Here is an 18,237-nt window from a genome sequence, read left to right as displayed (position 1 = left end):
AACCCACCAACTATGTCCGAAAACCTACTTACATGCATACAAGCACCGATGAAGGGGGGCACGCTTCGGCGGCTGCTACAGCTTGGGGTATTACTTTTTGTGCTGCTGGGGTGGCCTAGCGCCAATGCCTATGCACTCCAGGGCTTTACGGGCGTGCACGATCCTTCCAACATTGTGAAGGAGGGCAATAAATATTGGATTTTCGCCACCGGACGAGGCATTTACAACATGTACTCAACGGACCTAATAAACTGGACGCCGAGCCCTCGAGCAGTATTTGCAAATAACACCTACCCGAGTTGGATCACCACCAAAGTACCAGGCTTCACAGGCGACTTCTGGGCACCTGAGTGCATTTTCATGAATGGGAAGTATTACCTCTATTATTCCTGCTCTACGTTTGGCTCCAAGGTATCGGCAATAGGCCTAGCAACTAATATGACGCTGGACCCAGCTAGCCCAAACTATAAATGGGAAGATCAGGGAGAAGTAGTTTCTACCAATAGCAGCAGCGACGTTAATGCCATTGATCCGGCCGTATTTCGAGATGCCAACAATGACGTTTGGTTTACCTACGGTTCTTTCTTCGGTGGTATCCGCATGACTCAACTTAATGCCACTACAGGTAAACCCTTAGGCAGCACTACGTATGCTGTGGCTAATGAAAACCCGGAGGCGGCATATCTTACCAAAAACGGCAGCTATTATTACCTCTTCATAAACCGAGGAGCCTGCTGCAATGGCGTCAACAGCACCTACTATATTGTGGTGGGGCGCTCTACGGCACCCACTGGTCCTTTCCTGGACCAGAACGGTGTCAGCCTGAACAGCGGGGGGGGAACCCTAGTGTTGAATGTTTCCGGTCGTTATGTAGGACCTGGTCACACCGGCATTTTTGAAGAAGGTGGAGTAAGCTACTTCTCGCATCATTACTATGATGGAGAAGACAACGGAGCTCCTAAGCTAGGCCTAGCTAAGCTTACCTGGACTAGCGCAGGGTGGCCTAGCGTTAGCCGCGACTGGGTGGCGGCCGGGCGTTACGAAATTAAAAGCCAAAACAGCAACCTCGTTTGGGATGCCTGGGGGTGCACAGGAGTAGCCGGCCAGATGGTGGCGCAAGGCACGCCTGCAGGCCTGAATTGCCAGCGCTGGGACTTTGCGGCACTAGGCGATGGCGAGTATAAGATTACCAATGCCTTGGGTGGCCTAGCGGCTAATGTAGCTGGTTGCTCGGCCGCTGCCGGAGCTAAGTTGCAGCTAGACACCTACACAGGTACTGCCTGCCAACGCTTTACAATTGACCGCGCAAATGACGGGACACTTGTTTTTGCCTCAGCCAATGGTAACAGAGTAGTAGAAGTACCGAATGCCTCTACCACTGCCGGGCAACAGCTAGGCCTCTGGGACTACAATGGCTGCACTTGTCAGCGGTGGTCGCTCACCAATGTAGGCGTGCTGGCTAGTGCTAACCGAAAAATTCTGACGGGGATAAGCGTGTATCCTCAACCTGCCTCAACGCGAGGATTCACTGTGGAATTGGGAAGTCAGAAAGTAGGAGAGGCCACGCAGATTGTGGTAACTGATCTGAAAGGTGCCGTTGTGTACCGTCGTGAGTTCAGCAAACAGCTTGCTACCCTTACCATAGATGCCGCCTTGCAACCAGGCGTTTACCAGGTAGAGGTTCGGCGCGGTGAGTTAGCTACAAGTCAGAAACTGGTAGTACTCTAGCGCTTTCACCAATTTGGGAAAGTTGGAAACACGCTCAATTAGAGCAGGCATTCGAAATAAGACGGGCAAATCGATTTAGCTAGAAAGAAGGCAGTGCACACAAACGATTGTGTAAATTCGAAATGATTTTCTACTTTACACACCGTTTCAGCAGGTATCTATGTCATTAGAGTAACTGGCTGGACTGTTGAAGCCAGGTATTTGGCTGTGGACCAGTTGTGTAAAATGCACTACTGACACACCTACTGACTGAAGTAGCCTTTTCTAGCAGCTCTCATCGTTTCAACCTACTCCTTCAAAATTTCCCAACTCTCGTGCTCATGACCACTATTTCTCGTGCCGGCATCCTAACAGGCAGTGTCACTGGCCTAGCTAGCCTGCTACTCCTAGTTGGATGCAATCAATCGGCTTCAACGGAGCAGGCTGCCGGAGCCTCTCAGACTATGACCGACTCTACCCAGACCGCTACCGGTACGACCAACACGGCGCCTACATCCGCCTCTTTCGGCAAAACCACCGAGGGTACCGAAGTGCAGCTCTTTACCCTCACCAATGCCCATGGCCTGAAAGTGAGCATCAGCAATTACGGTGGTACCATCACCAGCCTGATGGTGCCCGACAAGGATGGTAAGTTGGGCGACGTTGTGCTAGGGTTTGATAACGTGAGCGGTTACCAGAGCCCTGAGTTTGTGAAGTCCGGTCCGTATTTCGGGGCGCTGATTGGGCGCTACGGCAACCGCATCAAAGGCGGCAAGTTCACGCTCGACGGCAAGCACTACACTTTGGCCAAAAACAACGGCGAGAACACCCTGCATGGTGGCAAAAAGGGATTCGATAAAGTAGTGTGGCAGGCGGAGCCCGGCACGTCCGCCGATGGCCAGACCCTGAAGCTCACTTACCTGAGCAAAGATGGGGAAGAGGGCTACCCCGGCAACCTGAACGTGACGGTAACCTACACCCTCACCAACGACGACGCGCTGAAGATTGACTACTCGGCTACCACCGACAAAGCCACGCCCGTTAACCTCACCAACCACGCCTACTTCAACCTGGCGCTAGGTCAGAAGCCCGACATTTTGGGCCACGAGGTAACCATTGCCGCCGACCGCTACAACGTGGTGGATGCGGGCCTGATTCCGACCGGCGAGCTACGAGCTGTGAAGGGTACGCCCTTTGACTTTACCACTCCTCACACCATTGGGGAGCGGATTGCCCAAGTGCCCGGCGGCTACGACCACAACTGGATTCTGAACCAGACCAGCGGCATGCACACCGCCGCCACCGTGTATGAGCCCACCACAGGCCGCACCATGGAAGTACGCACCACCGAGCCCGGTCTGCAGTTCTACACCGGCAACTTCCTCGATGGCACCCTCAAAGGTAAAAACGGCCTAACCTACGGTAAGCATGCGGCCTTCTGCATGGAAACCCAGCACTTCCCCGACTCACCTAACCAGCCTAGCTTCCCAACTACCATTCTGAAGCCAGGACAAACGCTGCAATCATCGACTACTTATCAGTTTGGCGTGCGCCGCTAGACTGGCTAGTGTAAGCTGATCTGCTAGGCCACTACAACAGAAAACTCCTGGGTCCGGGGCGTCAGCGCCGGGCTGCATATCAAAGAATTACCTCATCATGGATCCATCCTACGTCATCGGCATCGACTATGGCACCGACTCTGTGCGGGCCCTGCTAGTAGATGCCCGCACGGGCGCTGAAGTAGCCCAAGCCGTGCACAACTACGCCCGCTGGAAAGAGCAGCGCTACTGCAACGCAGCCAAAAACCAGTTCCGCCAGCACCCCCTCGACCACATTGAGGGCCTGGAGGCTACGGTGCGCCAAGTGGCACAGAATGTGCCCACTGCGCAAATTGTAGGCCTAGCCATCGACACTACGGGCTCTACACCCGGCCCCGTTGATGAAAACGGCGTAGCGCTGGCGCTGAAGCCTGGTTTCGAGGAAAACCCGAACGCCATGTTCGTGCTCTGGAAGGACCATACGGCCCTACCTGAAGCCGCCGAAATCAACGAAAAAGCCCGCACCTGGGGTGGGGAAGATTTCACCCAGTTTGAGGGTGGAATCTACTCCTCGGAGTGGTTCTGGGCCAAGATTGCCCACGTAGTTCGGGAGGATGAAGCCGTGGCAAAAGCGGCGTACTCTTGGATGGAGCACTGCGACTGGCTGACGCTCCTGCTCACCGGCGGCGACCTGGCTTCCTTTAAGCGCAGCCGCTGCGCCGCAGGCCACAAGGCCATGTGGCACGAGAACTGGGGTGGCCTGCCATCCGAAGATTTCCTGACGCTGGTTGAGCCCAAACTGGGTGGCCTACGCGAGCGGCTGTTCCAGGAAACCTACACCGCCGACGAAGTAGCCGGCCACCTCTCCGAAGAGTGGGCTCAGCGCCTAGGCCTGACTATCAATACCGTAGTAGCCGTGGGCTCGTTTGATGCGCACGCTGGTGCCGTAGCAGGTGAAATTGAGGCCTACTCCATGGTGAAAGTGATGGGCACTTCTACCTGTGATATTGTGGTAGCACCCATGCAGGAAGTAGGAGGGAAGCTGGTGCCGGGCATCTGCGGCCAGGTGGATGGCTCCGTAATTCCGGGCATGCTAGGCCTGGAGGCCGGGCAGTCGGCCGTGGGCGACCTGTTGGCCTGGTTCAGGGGCGTGATTGAGTGGCCGCTGCGTATGTTGCTGCCCCAGTCGCAGGTGTTGAGCGCGGAGCAGCAGCAAGCGTTGCGCACCGAGCTCAGCGACAAGATAATGGCCGAGCTGAACGTAGCCGCCGCTGCCATCGACCCCGAAGAAACGGCCGTGTTGGCCCTGGATTGGGTGAACGGCCGCCGCACCCCCGACGCCAACCAAGCGCTGAAGGGTGCTATCATGAACCTGACCATGGGCACCACTGCACCGCACATTTTCCGGGCGCTGGTGGAGGCCATCTGCTACGGCTCTAAGCAAATTGTGGAGCGCTTCGAGCAGGAAGGTATTCCCATCAAGCAAGTGATTGGCCTAGGCGGCGTCGCCAAGAAGTCGGCCTTCATGATGCAAACCCTGGCCGACGTGCTGAACCGCCCCATCAAGGTGGCTGAGTCGGATCAAGCGCCTGCGTTGGGTGCGGCCATGTACGCTGCCGTAGCCGCCGGCATCCACCCCGATGTGGTAACGGCTCAGAAGGCTATGGGCAACGGTTTTGCTGAGAGCTATGAACCCAACCCGGCTCGCGTGGCCGATTACCAGCGCCGCTACGAGCAGTACCAAGCCTTTGGGCAGTATGTTGAACACGCTACCGAACTGCGGGGCGGAGAAGTAGCCGAAACAGAATTGGTAAACCAAGCATGAGCCAGTTTCAGGAATTAAAGCAGGCCTGCTACCAGGCCAATATGCAGCTGCCCGAGCTGGGGTTAGTACTTTTTACCTTCGGTAATGCCAGCGTGGTAGACCGGGAGCGGCGGGTGTTTGCCATTAAGCCCAGCGGTGTGCCCTACGCCACACTCAAGCCCGAGGATATCGTTATCGTTGACTTCGCCAACAACATTGTAGAAGGCTCGAAACGCCCCTCGTCGGATACCAAAACCCACGCCGTGCTCTACAGCCACTGGGAGCACATTGGCGGCATTGTGCACACGCACTCTACCTATGCCACGGCTTGGGCACAGGCGCAACTGGATATCCCGATTCTGGGGACCACCCACGCCGACCACCTCACCGCCGACATTCCGTGCGCGCCGCCCATGTCCGACGACATGATTGCGGGCGACTATGAGCACCAAACTGGCTGGCAGATCATCAACGAGTTTCAGCGCCGCGGCCTCTCGCCCGAGGAAGTGGAGATGGTACTGCTCAGCAACCATGCGCCCTTCACCTGGGGCAAGACCGTGGAAAAAGCCGTCTACCACAGCGCTGTGCTGGAAGAGGTGGCCCGCATGGCCTACCTCAGCTGCACTCTCCGCCCCGATGTGCCGCGCCTGAAAGAAGCCCTTATTCAGAAGCACTATGAGCGCAAGCACGGTGCAAATTCCTATTACGGACAAAGCTAAAAATGCAGTGTTAGTGCCCGTCCTCAGCTGAGGACGGGCACTAACACTGCATTTTTATGTGCTCATCTTCACAATCGATTTTCTAAACCTCCTCAAGGTTTTTACCTCCGATATCATGATTGACATTTCGAACTACGAAGCCTGGTTTATCACAGGCAGCCAGCACCTGTACGGCCCCGAAACACTGGAGCAAGTAGCCCAGCACTCTCAGCAGATTGCCGAGGCGCTAGGCCAGGCGCTGCCCATCAAAATCGTCTACAAGGATGTGCTGACTGGCCCCGATGGCATTACCAAGCTGGTGCAGGAAGCTAATACTACGCCCAACTGCGTGGGCCTGATTGCCTGGATGCACACTTTCTCGCCGGCCAAAATGTGGATCAACGGCCTGAAGATTCTGCAAAAGCCCCTGGCTCACCTGCACACCCAGTTTAACCGCGACATTCCGTGGGGCGACATCGACATGGACTTCATGAACACCAACCAGTCGGCGCACGGCGACCGGGAGTTTGGGTTTATTGGGGCCCGCATGCGCCTGAAGCGTAAGGTGGTGGTAGGCCACTGGCAGAGTGCCGACGTACACGAGCGCCTCAGCATCTGGGCCCGCGCGGCCAGCGCCTGGGCCGACTGGCAGGGTGCCCGCATCATCCGTTTCGGCGACAACATGCGCTACGTAGCCGTAACCGAAGGCGACAAAGTAGAAGCCGAGCTGAAGTTTGGCTACTCGGTGAACACCTATGGCATCGGCGACCTGGTGGCCGTTATCAATGAGGTAAGCGACGAGCAGGTAAACGAGCTGCTGGCCACTTATGAGCAGGAATACGAGTTGGCCGCTGACCTGAAAGAAGGTGGCAGCCAGCGCGAGTCTTTGCGCGAAGCCGCCAAGATTGAAGCAGGCTTGCGCAAGTTCCTGCAGGACACCAAGGCCATCGGGTTCACCGATACCTTCGAGGACCTGCACGGCATGGCCCAATTGCCCGGCATTGCTACCCAGCGCCTGATGGCCGAGGGCTACGGTTTCGGCGGCGAAGGCGACTGGAAAACCTCGGCCCTGGTGCGCGCCATGAAAGTGATGGGCAGTGGCCTACCCGGCGGTAATTCCTTTATGGAAGACTACACCTACCACTTCCAGCCCGGCAACGAGCAGGTACTCGGCTCGCACATGCTGGAAATCTGCCCCACCATCGCCGAAGGCAAAGCGAAAGTAGAAGTGCACCCCCTGGGCATTGGCGGTAAGGCCGACCCAGCCCGCTTAGTGTTTAACTGCCCCGCTGGCCCGGCTCTAAACGCGACCATCGTGGATCTAGGCCACCGCTTCCGCATGATTGTAAATGAAGTGGAAGCCGTGGCGCCGGAGCAGGATTTGCCCAAGCTGCCCGTAGCCCGCGTACTCTGGAAAGTGAAGCCCAGCCTGAGCGTGGGTGCCGCTGCCTGGATTTACGCCGGCGGTGCTCACCACACCGGCTACAGCCAGAACCTGACCGCCGAGTACCTCGAGGACTTCGCGGAAATGGCCGGTATCGAATACGTAATCATCGACGACGAAACCAAGCTGCGCACCTTCAAAAACGAGCTGCGCTATAACGACGTGGCCTTTAGCCAGCGCTAGGCCAGTAAAGGCATCCAAGTCTGCAACTTTCTGATTGAGTGCTTCTGAAGTAGCTCGCGTGCAATCCAAGGACCGCTGCAACGGCCGCACGCGAGCTACCTCGGTGGGCACCCGCATGCCGTTACTTTCGGCTCCCTCCAACCACAGTCAACCCGCTTCCCACGTAGCGCTTCCCACCTCTACTCCATGCGTAATAACCTTACTACGCTCGACCTGATTGTCTTTTTCGTGTACCTGATTGGGGTTTCGTCCTACGGGTTTTACATCTATAAGAGCAAGCAAAAGGCCGAGCAAAGCACCAAAGACTACTTTCTGGCCGAAGGCTCCCTGACGTGGTGGGCCATTGGGGCAAGTATGATTGCCTCCAACATTTCCGCCGAGCAGTTTATCGGTATGTCTGGCTCCGGCTTTAAAGTGGGCGTGGCCGTGGCCGCCTACGAGTGGGTGGCGGCAGTGGTGCTGATTATTGTGGCCGTGTTCTTTATGCCGGTGTATCTGAAGAACAAAATCTTCACGATGCCGCAGTTTCTGGAGCAGCGCTACAACTCCACGCTCAGCCTGATTATGAGCATTTTCTGGCTGTTTCTGTACGTGCTGGTTAACCTGACCTCTATTCTGTACCTGGGCGCGCTGGCCTTGAGCAACCTCATTGGCGGCGACACCTTCCACATCATCATTGTGCTGCTGGCCATTTTCTCGCTGCTGATTTCCATCGGCGGTATGAAGGTGGTGGGCTACACCGACGTGATTCAGGTGATAGTGCTGGTAGTGGGTGGACTAGTGACAACCTACATCGCTCTGACGCTGGTAAGCGAAAAATTCGGCTTGGGCGGTGGCGCCCTAACGGGTTTCAATGCCCTGATGGATAAAGCCCCCGACCACTTTAAAATGATTTTCGACAAGCCCACCCAAGCTACTCCGCAGGTGGAAATAGACAAGTACCTGGCCCTGCCCGGCATTGCCATGTACTTCGCCGGCCAGTGGATTGTGAATCTCAACTACTGGGGCTGTAACCAGTACATTACCCAGCGTGCCCTCGGGGCCGACCTGCACACAGCGCGCACTGGCATCCTGTTCGCGGGAATGCTGAAGCTGATGATGCCCGTGATTGTGATGCTGCCCGGCATTGCAGCCTATGTGCTCTACAAAAACGGCAGCCTGCAGGCAGAAATGTCCTCCACGGGGGCATTTAACTCCGATAACGCTTACTCAGCTATTCTCACCTTTCTGCCCAATGGCCTGAAGGGCTTGAGCATGGCGGCCCTGACGGCGGCTATTGTGGCCTCGCTGGCGGGCAAGGTAAACTCCATCTCCACCATCTTCACCCTCGATATCTACAAGCGCTACCTGAACAAGGACGCTACCGAGAAGAAGCAGGTATGGGTAGGCCGCCTAACCATTCTGGCCGCCGTGGTGCTGAGTGTGGCCATGACTTGGAAAGATCTGCTGGGCATTGGCGGTGAGGGCGGCTTCCAGTTTATTCAGAAGTACACTGGCTTTATCTCGCCCGGTATTCTAGCGGTGTTCCTGCTGGGTATGTTCTGGAAGCGGACCACAGCCACGGCCGGTATTGTGGGTATTCTGGCGGGCTTCGTGTTGTCGGTGTTCTTCAACAACTACGCACCCACGGTGCTCGGCACGGAAACCCTGTTGTACACGGCTTTCCCAAATGGGAGAGGGGCCTACGAGATTCCCTTCCTGATTTGCATGGGCCTATCCTTCGCCATTACCATGGTATTGATGGTGGGCGTGAGCTTGGCCGGGCCAGTGGTTAACCCCCGGGCCATTCAGCTTAACCCCGGCATGTTCCGGGTGAGCGCCCAAACCATGTCCCTTATCGTGATTACGATGCTGATGCTAACGGCTTTGTACGTGAAGTTCTGGTAACAGTGGCCTAGCTGCTGGGTGTCGAGCAGCTCACAAACGCTACGCAAACGGGAGCGCAGACACATAGTCTCGCTCCCGTTTGTCTTTTTATCTACTACCATGCTGTCTCTATCATCCCGTACCTCGTTGCTGGGGCTGGCCCTGCTGAGTGGCCTAGCAGGGCTACCCGTAGCCGCCCAGAAAGCTCCAGCCACATCCGACTTCCACGAGTGGACTCTCACACCGCCCATGGGTTGGAACAGCTGGGACTGCTACGGCCCCACCGTGACGGAAGCCGAGGTGAAAGCCAACGCCGACTACATGGCCCGTTACCTCAAAAGCAGTGGCTGGGAGTATGTGGTGGTAGATATCCGGTGGTACGTGGGCAACGATACCGCCCACGGCTACAACGAGAAAGACCCCGCTTTTAACCTCGATGCCTACGGACGATTTATACCAGCGGTAAACCGTTTTCCATCGGCGGCAGGAGGGAAGGGCTTCAAGCCGCTGGCTGACTACATGCACGCTAAAGGCCTGAAGTTTGGCATCCACATTATGCGCGGGGTGCCGGTAGTGGCGGTGCAGCGCAAGCTACCCGTTTTGGGGAGCAAGGCCACGGCCGCCGATATTTACTCCAAGGAAGCGCAGGCCGGCTGGCTCCACGATATGTACACGGTGGTAGCCGGTAGGCCAGGGGCCCAAGATTACTACAACTCTTTGTTCAAGCTTTACGCTTCCTGGGGCGTTGATTTCGTGAAGGTCGATGATCTGTCGTCGCCGTACCACAAGCCCGAGGTGGAGATGATCCGCAAGGCCATTGACCTTTCGGGCCGCAAGATTGTGCTCAGCACCTCTCCCGGCGAAACGCCTATTGCCGAAGCCAAGCACGTACAGGCCAACGCGAATATTTGGCGGACAGTCGGCGACTTCTGGGACAGCTGGGAGCAACTGAAGGAACACTTTGAGGTGTGCAACCGCTGGTCGCCCTACATCCGGCAGGGTGCCTTCCCCGATGCCGACATGCTGCCGCTGGGTCGCCTGGGACTTCGGGCTGAGCGCGTTGACGACCGCATGACCCGCTTCACCCGCGACGAGCAGTACACACTCATGAGCCTGTGGAGCATCTTCCGCTCCCCGCTCATGTTCGGCGGCGACCTGCCCAGCAACGATGCTTTCACGCTCTCCCTACTTACCAACAAAGATGTGCTGGCCCTGCACCACAACAGCACCCACAACCGCCAGCTTTTCCGCCAGGGTAACCTCATTGCCTGGACCGCCGACGACCCTAAAACCGGTGACAAATTCCTAGCCCTATTCAACGCCCAAGACCAAGAACTGGCTCCATCTAACGAAGCAGCTTGGGCCAGCTCCATCATTACCCGCCAAACACCCGGCCAAAGCCAGACTGTAGACGTAGATATCACAGGCGCCACCAAGCTCTACCTCAATGTGCGCGACGGCGGTGACGATATTGCCTGGGACCATGCCGACTGGCTCAATCCTGTAGTAAGCAAAGGCAGCAACACAGTTTCGCTAAGCTCGCTGCCCTGGAAAACCGCATCGGCGGGGTGGGGGAGCGTCACGGCCAACAAAAGCGTGTCGGGGGCTGATTTGATGGTGGCGGGGAAGATCTACGAGCGCGGCATTGGCACCCACTCCAATTCCATGATTTAATATGACCTGCCCGCTGGCTATACCCGCTTTCAGGCTACCGTAGGCCTCGATAATGCTGGGGCCGTGCAGAATACCGGCGGTACTATCCAGTTCCTGGTCTATACCAAAAATCCATACCGTCCCATACCGGCCGACTCGGCTAAGGTGTCCATAAATTTTGCCCAGCTAGGCCTCTCGGGCCCCTGCACCGTCCGCGACCTGTGGACGGGGAAGGAACTAGGCCAGGTTGCCGGCGAGTTTGCCCCGTATGTCCGGCGGCACGGGGCCAAGCTGTACCGCATTTCGAAGGTCAAGAAATAGAAGTTCTTTGCTTTTTGGCTCAGCAGGAGGTCGGGAAGGGTAATGCCCATCTGCGCAACTACTCCACAAGCTATACCATAGTGTCCCTAAAAGTCAGGATGCTTGGAGAAACGGCTTTTACTGGCAAGATCATAAGCCCGTAGTTAGACCAAAAGGAAGCCGTAGGCGACGCGGTACGCGCCGAGCACCTAGGCCGACGTAGCCGCCCTTACCGGAGACCAGAAGATGCTGTCCGCCGCGAACAGCATCTGGCAAAATATGGTAAGCAAGAAGCTATATGTAACGGGTGGCACCGGCGCCATGCCCGGCGGCGAGCGGTTCGGGGAAACTATGAGCTGCCCAACATCACCTCCTACAACGAAACGTGCGCCTCAGTCAGTGGCCAAGAAGTGAAGCAGCCCATAGAGGTACGCCATGTAGTAGCAATCCCAAAGTAAGGGACGATCTAGACAAAGTAGCCCTGCAGCGTGGCCCAGTGGTGTATTGCGCTGAGTGGGCAAATAACAACGGCAAAGCCAGCAACATCATTGTACCGGCCGCTATTAACTTCACCAGTAGCTACCAGCCCGAGGTACTCAATGGCATTATGCAGCTTGAGGCCATGGTGCACGCCGTACAGGTTGATGCAGCTAACAACTCCATTAGTACTACACCCTACATGATGCGCGCCATACCCTATTATACCTGGGCAAACCGTGATAAAGGTGAAATGACAGTATGGTTTCCCCAGCAGTTGACAGATGTAGAATTAATCTCCCGCAAAGCCTCAGAAGTCACTGTTGGAAAGTAGGACTGAAATAAGGGAGTAATAAAAAGCTAAATTTTCTTTCAAAAAATTTAGGGAAGGTGCGTTGAAAACCTAATGAACATGTCATCTAAGCAGTCGGATGACTGAATAGTTCAGTTTTGACGTGTTTATTAGCTCAACTGTATAAATTTCACTTTCTGGAAATCACGGGGCCACTTGTGCACTTTCGTGTGCTCGTGGCCCTACTGTTTTGTGGCCTCTGCTCACATAGTCTTTGAGTGTTTCCCCCTGCAGCTGATTAAAACACAATGACAAAGAAAAACGAAGAATTGAACGATCGAGTAATATGACATTTTTGCCTAGTAAAATTCCTTCCAACTTGATCTTCAGTGTGCTACAACTATTGGAATATACATGCTTACAAGGTATAGGAAACAGGAGTGTTACAGGCTAACAGGTGAAAAGATATGCGTGTACATTCAATGACAAAGGGCGTACCCAGTATCATTAAATATAATTATATAAATGTTTCACAGGTTTGGTTTAAGCAAGGGCTACAGTGAAGAGGAGAGAACTGGCTACGGCCTATTATTTCTCATAAGACCTAGAAATGAGGTGTAAAAGTAATGCAAGCTGAACAGTATGCTGTTTAATGTGAGAATATAACTTTTATAACTGGAGAAGCTGAATCTGAGCCTGAGAACTCACGTTTGAACCGTTTCCATAGCGTTATAATCATATTGTGGTCAAACCAATTATATTCCATAATAAAGCGAATTAAAACTTGATATAAAACAATAAAATAATTTATTATGATATTTTATATGAGAAAAATTATAATAAATTGCCTTCATGATAGTTGTGTCATGAAGCTCTAATCTTCATATGTGTGAAGCTGAGTAGTAATGAGTACTAACTGATTTTTGGATTTTTCAGCAGTAAAGTATTATACATTTCCACTCAGCACACTTATGCAAAAACTCTTACATCCTCAAAAACGCGGGATACATTTTAAGGCCTACGGGTTCTTGTTGTTCCTGCTGCTCCTAGCCGCTCAGGTTTCGGCCCAGACGATTACTACAAACGCTGTTGTAGGTAGCCCCTTCTGCGCAGGAACTAACGTTGATGTGCCGTTTACAGCTATAAATGGAACAGGTAACTCCAAGTTTAGTGGTACTTCAACATTTACTGTACAAATCGCACTAGCAGTTTCATCTGGCACCCCAATTTTCAAAAACATAGCTTCGAGTACAACGTCATTCCCAAATGACATTTCTACTCAAAATAATGCTTCCTCTACACTAAAGATTACGGTTACTCTCCCATCAGATGTAGCTACTGGCTCTTATCTTTTTCGGGTAATCAGTACTTCCCCCTCCATTACAGGTCGTCAAACTGCAAGCAGCTACACTATCAACGCGACCCCCACAGCGCCAACTGTAAATGTAACGCAGCCGACGTGCACGACCAGCACGGGTAGCATTACTGTCAGCTCCCCTACAGGTCAAGGCTACACTTATAGCCTAAATGGTGGTGTATACCAGAACAGTCCGACCTTCAATAACCTAGTTGCCGGTAGTTCTTACAGCGTCACCTACAAAATCAACGGGGGCTGTCCTTCTGTAGCCGCCTCCGGTACCTTAGAGGCACAGCCCACCGCCCCCACGGCGCCAACTGTAAATGTAACGCAGCCAACGTGCACGACCAGCACAGGCAGCGTTACTGTCAGCACACCGGCTCCGGCTACAGGCGTCACCTACAGCAACGACGGCGTCAACTACAACAACACAACAGGTGTATTTTCTGGCCTAGCTGCTAACAGTACCTACAGTATCACCTATAAGATCGGTACAGGTTGTCCCTCTGTGGCAACCAGTGGTACGCTACAGGCACAGCCCACCGCCCCCACAGCGCCAACTGTAAATGTAACGCAGCCGACGTGCACGACCAGCACGGGTAGCATTACTGTCAGCTCCCCTACAGGTCAAGGCTACACTTATAGCCTAAATGGTGGTGTATACCAGAACAGTCCGACCTTCAGTAACCTAGTTGCCGGTAGTTCTTACAGCATCACGTATAAGATTGGTACAGGCTGCTCCTCTGTGGCCACCACCGGTTCCCTACAGGCACAGCCCACCGCCTCAACTGCCTTAATAAGCGCCAATAGCTCAACTATTTTCTGTACTGGTGGTTCAGTAACACTAACCGCTTCTGCAGGTGTAAGCTACGAGTGGAGCAATGGCGCAACTACGCAAGCCATTACGGTAAGTACCGGCGGCAACTATTCCGTTACGATTAGGAATGCAAGTGGCTGTATAGCTACTTCCCCCGTTACTAAGGTCACTGTAACTCCGACGCCTCTATTAACTATTACTAATCCAGTGGCCATATGTGCCCCGGCTACCGTTGATCTTACAACTGCTGCCGTCACGTCAGGTAGTACGCTACCTAGTGGCTCTGCCCTGACTTACTGGATTAACTCAGATGCTACTACTGCTCTCAGCAATCCGAGCGCTGTAGCTGCAAGCGGCACTTATTATATCAAGGCAACAAACAACGACTGTTCTGATATTAAGGCGGTGTCAGTAACCGTCAACCCTACGCCAACCGTGGCGGATGCTGGTTCTACTCAAACCGTTGCAGGATCGTCTGCAACGCTAGCAGCTAATGTTCCCTCAGTTGGCACAGGTGCTTGGTCTGTTGTTAATGGCGATGGAGGTATCATTGACGAGCCATCAAACCCAACTTCAACCTTCAGCGGAATTGCAGGTAAAAGCTATACGCTTCGTTGGACTATCAGCACTGCTTCGTGTGGGTCATCAGCATCAGAAGTGGTAATTAACCTAGACCAGATTGCAACTGCCACAACGGTTGCTGACGCTCAGACTATTTATGGCTCTACAGCTGTTGTGCTAGCAGCGAAAGTTACTCCGTACCCAGGTGGTGGCTCTGTTGACTTCTATGTTGATAACACCCTAGTAGGATCTGGAGCATTGAACGCTGATGGAAATGCTACCTACACGTATAACCCTAGTGCCCTGAACGCATCCAGTGCTACGATCAGCCATAGCATAAAAGCTGTTTTCCTTGGCTATGAAGCTTACGGTATTAGCAGCACAACACCAAACGGTGTGCTGCTAGTGAACAAAGCCGATCAGGTGATTAGCTGGAGTGATCCTACCGCCATAATTTATGGAGCTAGGCTGAGCGACGCTCAGCTCAATGCCACACTCACCACCGGCAATGGAGCATTGAGCTACGACCCAACCGTCGGCACCTTGCTCGATGCCGGTACCCACACTCTAAAGGTTACGGCTGCTGCAACTGACAACTATAATAAAGCAGTCGAAACGGTGTCGTTGACAGTAGACAAGGCGCCACAGACCATCAGCTTCTCGGAACTAGCGAACAAAACATATGGAGATGCTGACTTTAGCTTGGCGGCTAGCGCTCCAGCGGGAGCGGTGAGCTTCACAGTTAAGGGTCCGGCTACGCTGAGTGGCAGCACGCTGCACCTGACCGGCGCTGGCACCGTCACGGTTACAGCCACGCAAGCGGGCAACAGCAACTACACTGCGGCCGATGAGGTGGAACGTTCTTTTGCGGTAGCAAAAGGCACGCAAACCATTAGCTGGACGACACCAGCAGCCATCACTTACGGCACCAAGCTGAGCACGACGCAGCTCAATGCCACCCTGGCCGGAGTAGTAAATGGGGCTCCCGCCGGTGCCCTCACTTACGAGCCTGTCGCGGGCACTTTACTTGATGCAGGCACTTACACGCTGACAGTAAACGCTGCTCAAACCGACAACTACAACGCAGCTGTCAAAACTGTCACTCTAATTGTAGACAAAGCTAATCAGATCATTAGCTGGACTGCGCCTACTCCTATCACTTACGGCGCTAAGCTGAGTGATGCTCAATTGAATGCTACTGTGGCCGGAGTAGATGAGGGATCAGCAGTAGGTGCGCTGACATATGATCCTGAAGTTGGAACTCTTCTGGACGCAGGTACACGCACCTTAACTGTTACAGCAGCTGCTACTGGTAACTACAACAAAGCAGTAAAAACTGTGTCTTTGACGGTCAACAAAGCCGATCAGGTGATCAGCTGGAATGATCCTACCGCCATCACCTACGGCACTAAGCTAAGTGATGTGCAACTCAACGCCAGCCTTACTACGGGCAATGGAGTATTGAGCTACGACCCAGCCATCGGCACCTTGCTGGATGCCGGCACGCGCACTCTGAAGGTTACGGCAGCAGCAACTGACAACTACAACAAAGCCGAGAAAACCGTCAACTTAACGGTGAACCAGGCACCGCAGACCATCAGCTTCTCGGAAGTGACTGATAAGACGTATGGAGATGCCGACTTCAACTTGACAGCAACTGCACCCGCCGGTACGGTGAGCTTCTCGGTTGCGGGTCCGGCTACGCTCAGCGGCAGCACGCTGCACCTAACGGGTGCAGGCACGGTTACGGTTACCGCTTCCCAAGCCGGCACCGCTAATTACCAGGCGGCCGAGGCTGTGGTCCGCTCTTTCGCAGTAGCCAAAGGCACGCAGACCATTAGCTGGAGTGATCCAGCGGCTATCACCTATGGTACTAAGCTGAGCACGATCCAGTTGAACGCTACAGTAAGTGGAGTAAACGGTGGTGCTTCTACCGGGACTCTGAGCTATGATCCGGCAGCCAGCACATTGCTTAATGTAGGAAAGTACACGCTAACAGTAACCGCCGCCGAAACTCCCAACTACAATCAAGCTGTTAAGACCGTGAGCTTAATGGTGAACAAAGCTGATCAGCTGATCAGCTGGAGTGCTCCAGCCGCCATCACTTATGGCACCAAGCTGAGTGATGCGCAACTCAATGCTACAGTAGCCGGTGTGTCTGGCGGCTCCGCTCCAGGTGCGCTGACCTACACGCCTGGAACAGGCACTGTACTGGATGCCGGCACTCGTGTCTTGTCGGTTACAGCCGCTGCTACCGACAACTATAAGGAAGCTGTAGCAACGGTGAGCTTGACGGTGAACAAACAAACTATTAACCCACTTGCTGATACGTACTACACTGGGTCAAGCTTCTATTGGACGACAAGTTCAGCCAGCAACACTACTACTCTGAATCTTGTCTCCACTTTGAAGACCAACTCCAACTATGATGGTGATATCCGGACAGCAAGAGTGTCGTTCTTCATTCGTACTGGTACAGGCACCAGCGCCACGCTTACTCCGATTAACGGTGCCCAAAACCTGCCTGTTGGATTAGTTGATCCGAGTGATCTGACAACAGGTACTGCAGCAACTAATGTGCAGTACAGCATTAGTGGCTCTACCACTATTCTGAATATTGCGGTGGTTGTAAGTGGTAACTACAAAAGCGTGAATGACCAATCGACTGATAAGCCGGTAACGGTAGCAGTACCTACGCCTGGTGGTCAGATTGTGGGTGGCGGCAAATTCAGCAATGAGGGCTCGTCAGGCTACATTAAAGGATCGTCAAACTTTGCTTTCTACGTCCAATACAATAAGAGTTTGAAGAACCCGCAGGGTGGTGCTGAGATTACGGTATACAGTAAGTATGACCGCAATGGTAATCTGACTGATGTCCCGCATACTTATCAGCTGAAGAGTAATGCCATTTCAGTTCTTGCTACCAAGAATCCAACAGCTCAGTTCAGCAGCAAGGCTAATATCTCTGAGATTGTTGACGGGGTAGCCCAAAGCCTAGAAGGCAACTGCACCATGCAGCTTGAAATGTATGACGGAAAAGACAACCCAACCGTAGCTACTGATCAAGTCGACAGACTTGCAATTACTGTGTACCGTAGCAATGGTGGTATTTGGTATTCAAGCAAATGGAATGAAACCAAAACAGTCTTAAGGGATCTAGAAGGTCCCAAGGATGTAGTTTGTGTCACTGGCACTAGCTCCACGACTACCCCGATAACAGCAGTTAGCGTTAGTTCAATTGTGAGTACTGACCCAAATACTTTATTGGTAAAGGATGCCAGCAACCTGCTGGAAGTCTATCCAATGCCGTTAGTAGACCGTGGTACTGTTCACTTCCGGGCTCAGAAGGCCGGCAAGGTACAAGTAGTAGTGTTTGATGGCCTGGGCCGTCAGGTAGCTACGCTGTATGATGGGGTTGTAGGTGCCGGCGAAGAGCAGAACGTGGAATTTGACCGCAAAAACCTACCGAATGGTTTCTACTTCTTCCGTTTGCTGACGGATGGGAAGGTGGAGAACAAGCGCATCACCATCGCCAACTAG

General features: G+C 53.8%; 10 protein-coding genes and 1 pseudogene. All 11 read left to right on the top strand.

Annotation, left to right across the window (positions count from 1 at the left end; all coding sequences use genetic code 11):
• Nucleotides 1–12: 12 nt before the first annotated feature.
• Nucleotides 13–1,728, top strand: a complete 1,716-nt coding sequence (locus EU557_RS00425) for a family 43 glycosylhydrolase (RefSeq protein WP_135528454.1) — start codon at nucleotides 13–15, stop codon at nucleotides 1,726–1,728.
• 320 nt (nucleotides 1,729–2,048) lie between these two features.
• Nucleotides 2,049–3,266 (top strand): aldose epimerase family protein, encoded by a 1,218-nt coding sequence (locus EU557_RS00420; protein ID WP_245326131.1) that lies wholly within the window; start codon nucleotides 2,049–2,051, stop codon nucleotides 3,264–3,266.
• A 97-nt stretch (nucleotides 3,267–3,363) separates the two neighbouring features.
• The gene (locus EU557_RS00415) at nucleotides 3,364–5,070 is read left to right on the top strand and encodes a ribulokinase (protein WP_135528453.1); all 1,707 of its coding nucleotides are present in this window, start codon (nucleotides 3,364–3,366) and stop codon (nucleotides 5,068–5,070) included.
• Nucleotides 5,067–5,768, top strand: coding sequence for an L-ribulose-5-phosphate 4-epimerase (locus EU557_RS00410; protein ID WP_135528452.1), 702 nt, complete (start codon nucleotides 5,067–5,069; stop codon nucleotides 5,766–5,768). The genes EU557_RS00415 and EU557_RS00410 overlap by 4 nt, the downstream gene beginning before the upstream one ends.
• A 115-nt stretch (nucleotides 5,769–5,883) precedes the next feature.
• A complete protein-coding gene (gene araA / locus EU557_RS00405) occupies nucleotides 5,884–7,374 on the top strand; it encodes an L-arabinose isomerase (RefSeq protein ID WP_135528451.1) in 1,491 nt (496 codons plus the stop codon).
• A gap of 186 nt (nucleotides 7,375–7,560) precedes the next feature.
• Entirely contained in the window at nucleotides 7,561–9,261 is a 1,701-nt protein-coding gene (locus EU557_RS00400; protein ID WP_135528450.1) for a sodium:solute symporter family transporter, read from the top strand.
• Between the two features lie 99 nt (nucleotides 9,262–9,360).
• Nucleotides 9,361–10,914, top strand: a complete 1,554-nt coding sequence (locus EU557_RS00395) for an NPCBM/NEW2 domain-containing protein (protein WP_135528449.1) — start codon at nucleotides 9,361–9,363, stop codon at nucleotides 10,912–10,914.
• 63 nt (nucleotides 10,915–10,977) lie between these two features.
• On the top strand, nucleotides 10,978–11,214 hold the full coding sequence (locus tag EU557_RS00390; protein WP_135528448.1) for a hypothetical protein: 237 nt from the start codon (nucleotides 10,978–10,980) through the stop codon (nucleotides 11,212–11,214).
• A gap of 204 nt (nucleotides 11,215–11,418) precedes the next feature.
• Nucleotides 11,419–11,607: pseudogene (locus tag EU557_RS26070) on the top strand (beta-L-arabinofuranosidase domain-containing protein); the annotation flags it as partial.
• Nucleotides 11,579–12,004, top strand: coding sequence for a hypothetical protein (locus EU557_RS00380; RefSeq protein ID WP_342588206.1), 426 nt, complete (start codon nucleotides 11,579–11,581; stop codon nucleotides 12,002–12,004). The pseudogene EU557_RS26070 and the gene EU557_RS00380, both read left to right, overlap by 29 nt.
• A 3,098-nt stretch (nucleotides 12,005–15,102) precedes the next feature.
• Nucleotides 15,103–18,237, top strand: coding sequence for a T9SS type A sorting domain-containing protein (locus EU557_RS25355; RefSeq protein WP_167855038.1), 3,135 nt, complete (start codon nucleotides 15,103–15,105; stop codon nucleotides 18,235–18,237).

Origin of the sequence: Hymenobacter wooponensis, assembly GCF_004745865.1 — a bacterium.
Classification (GTDB): domain Bacteria; phylum Bacteroidota; class Bacteroidia; order Cytophagales; family Hymenobacteraceae; genus Hymenobacter; species Hymenobacter wooponensis.
Note: the sequence above shows the minus strand (reverse complement) of the source record. Positions and strands in the feature narration are given on the sequence as shown.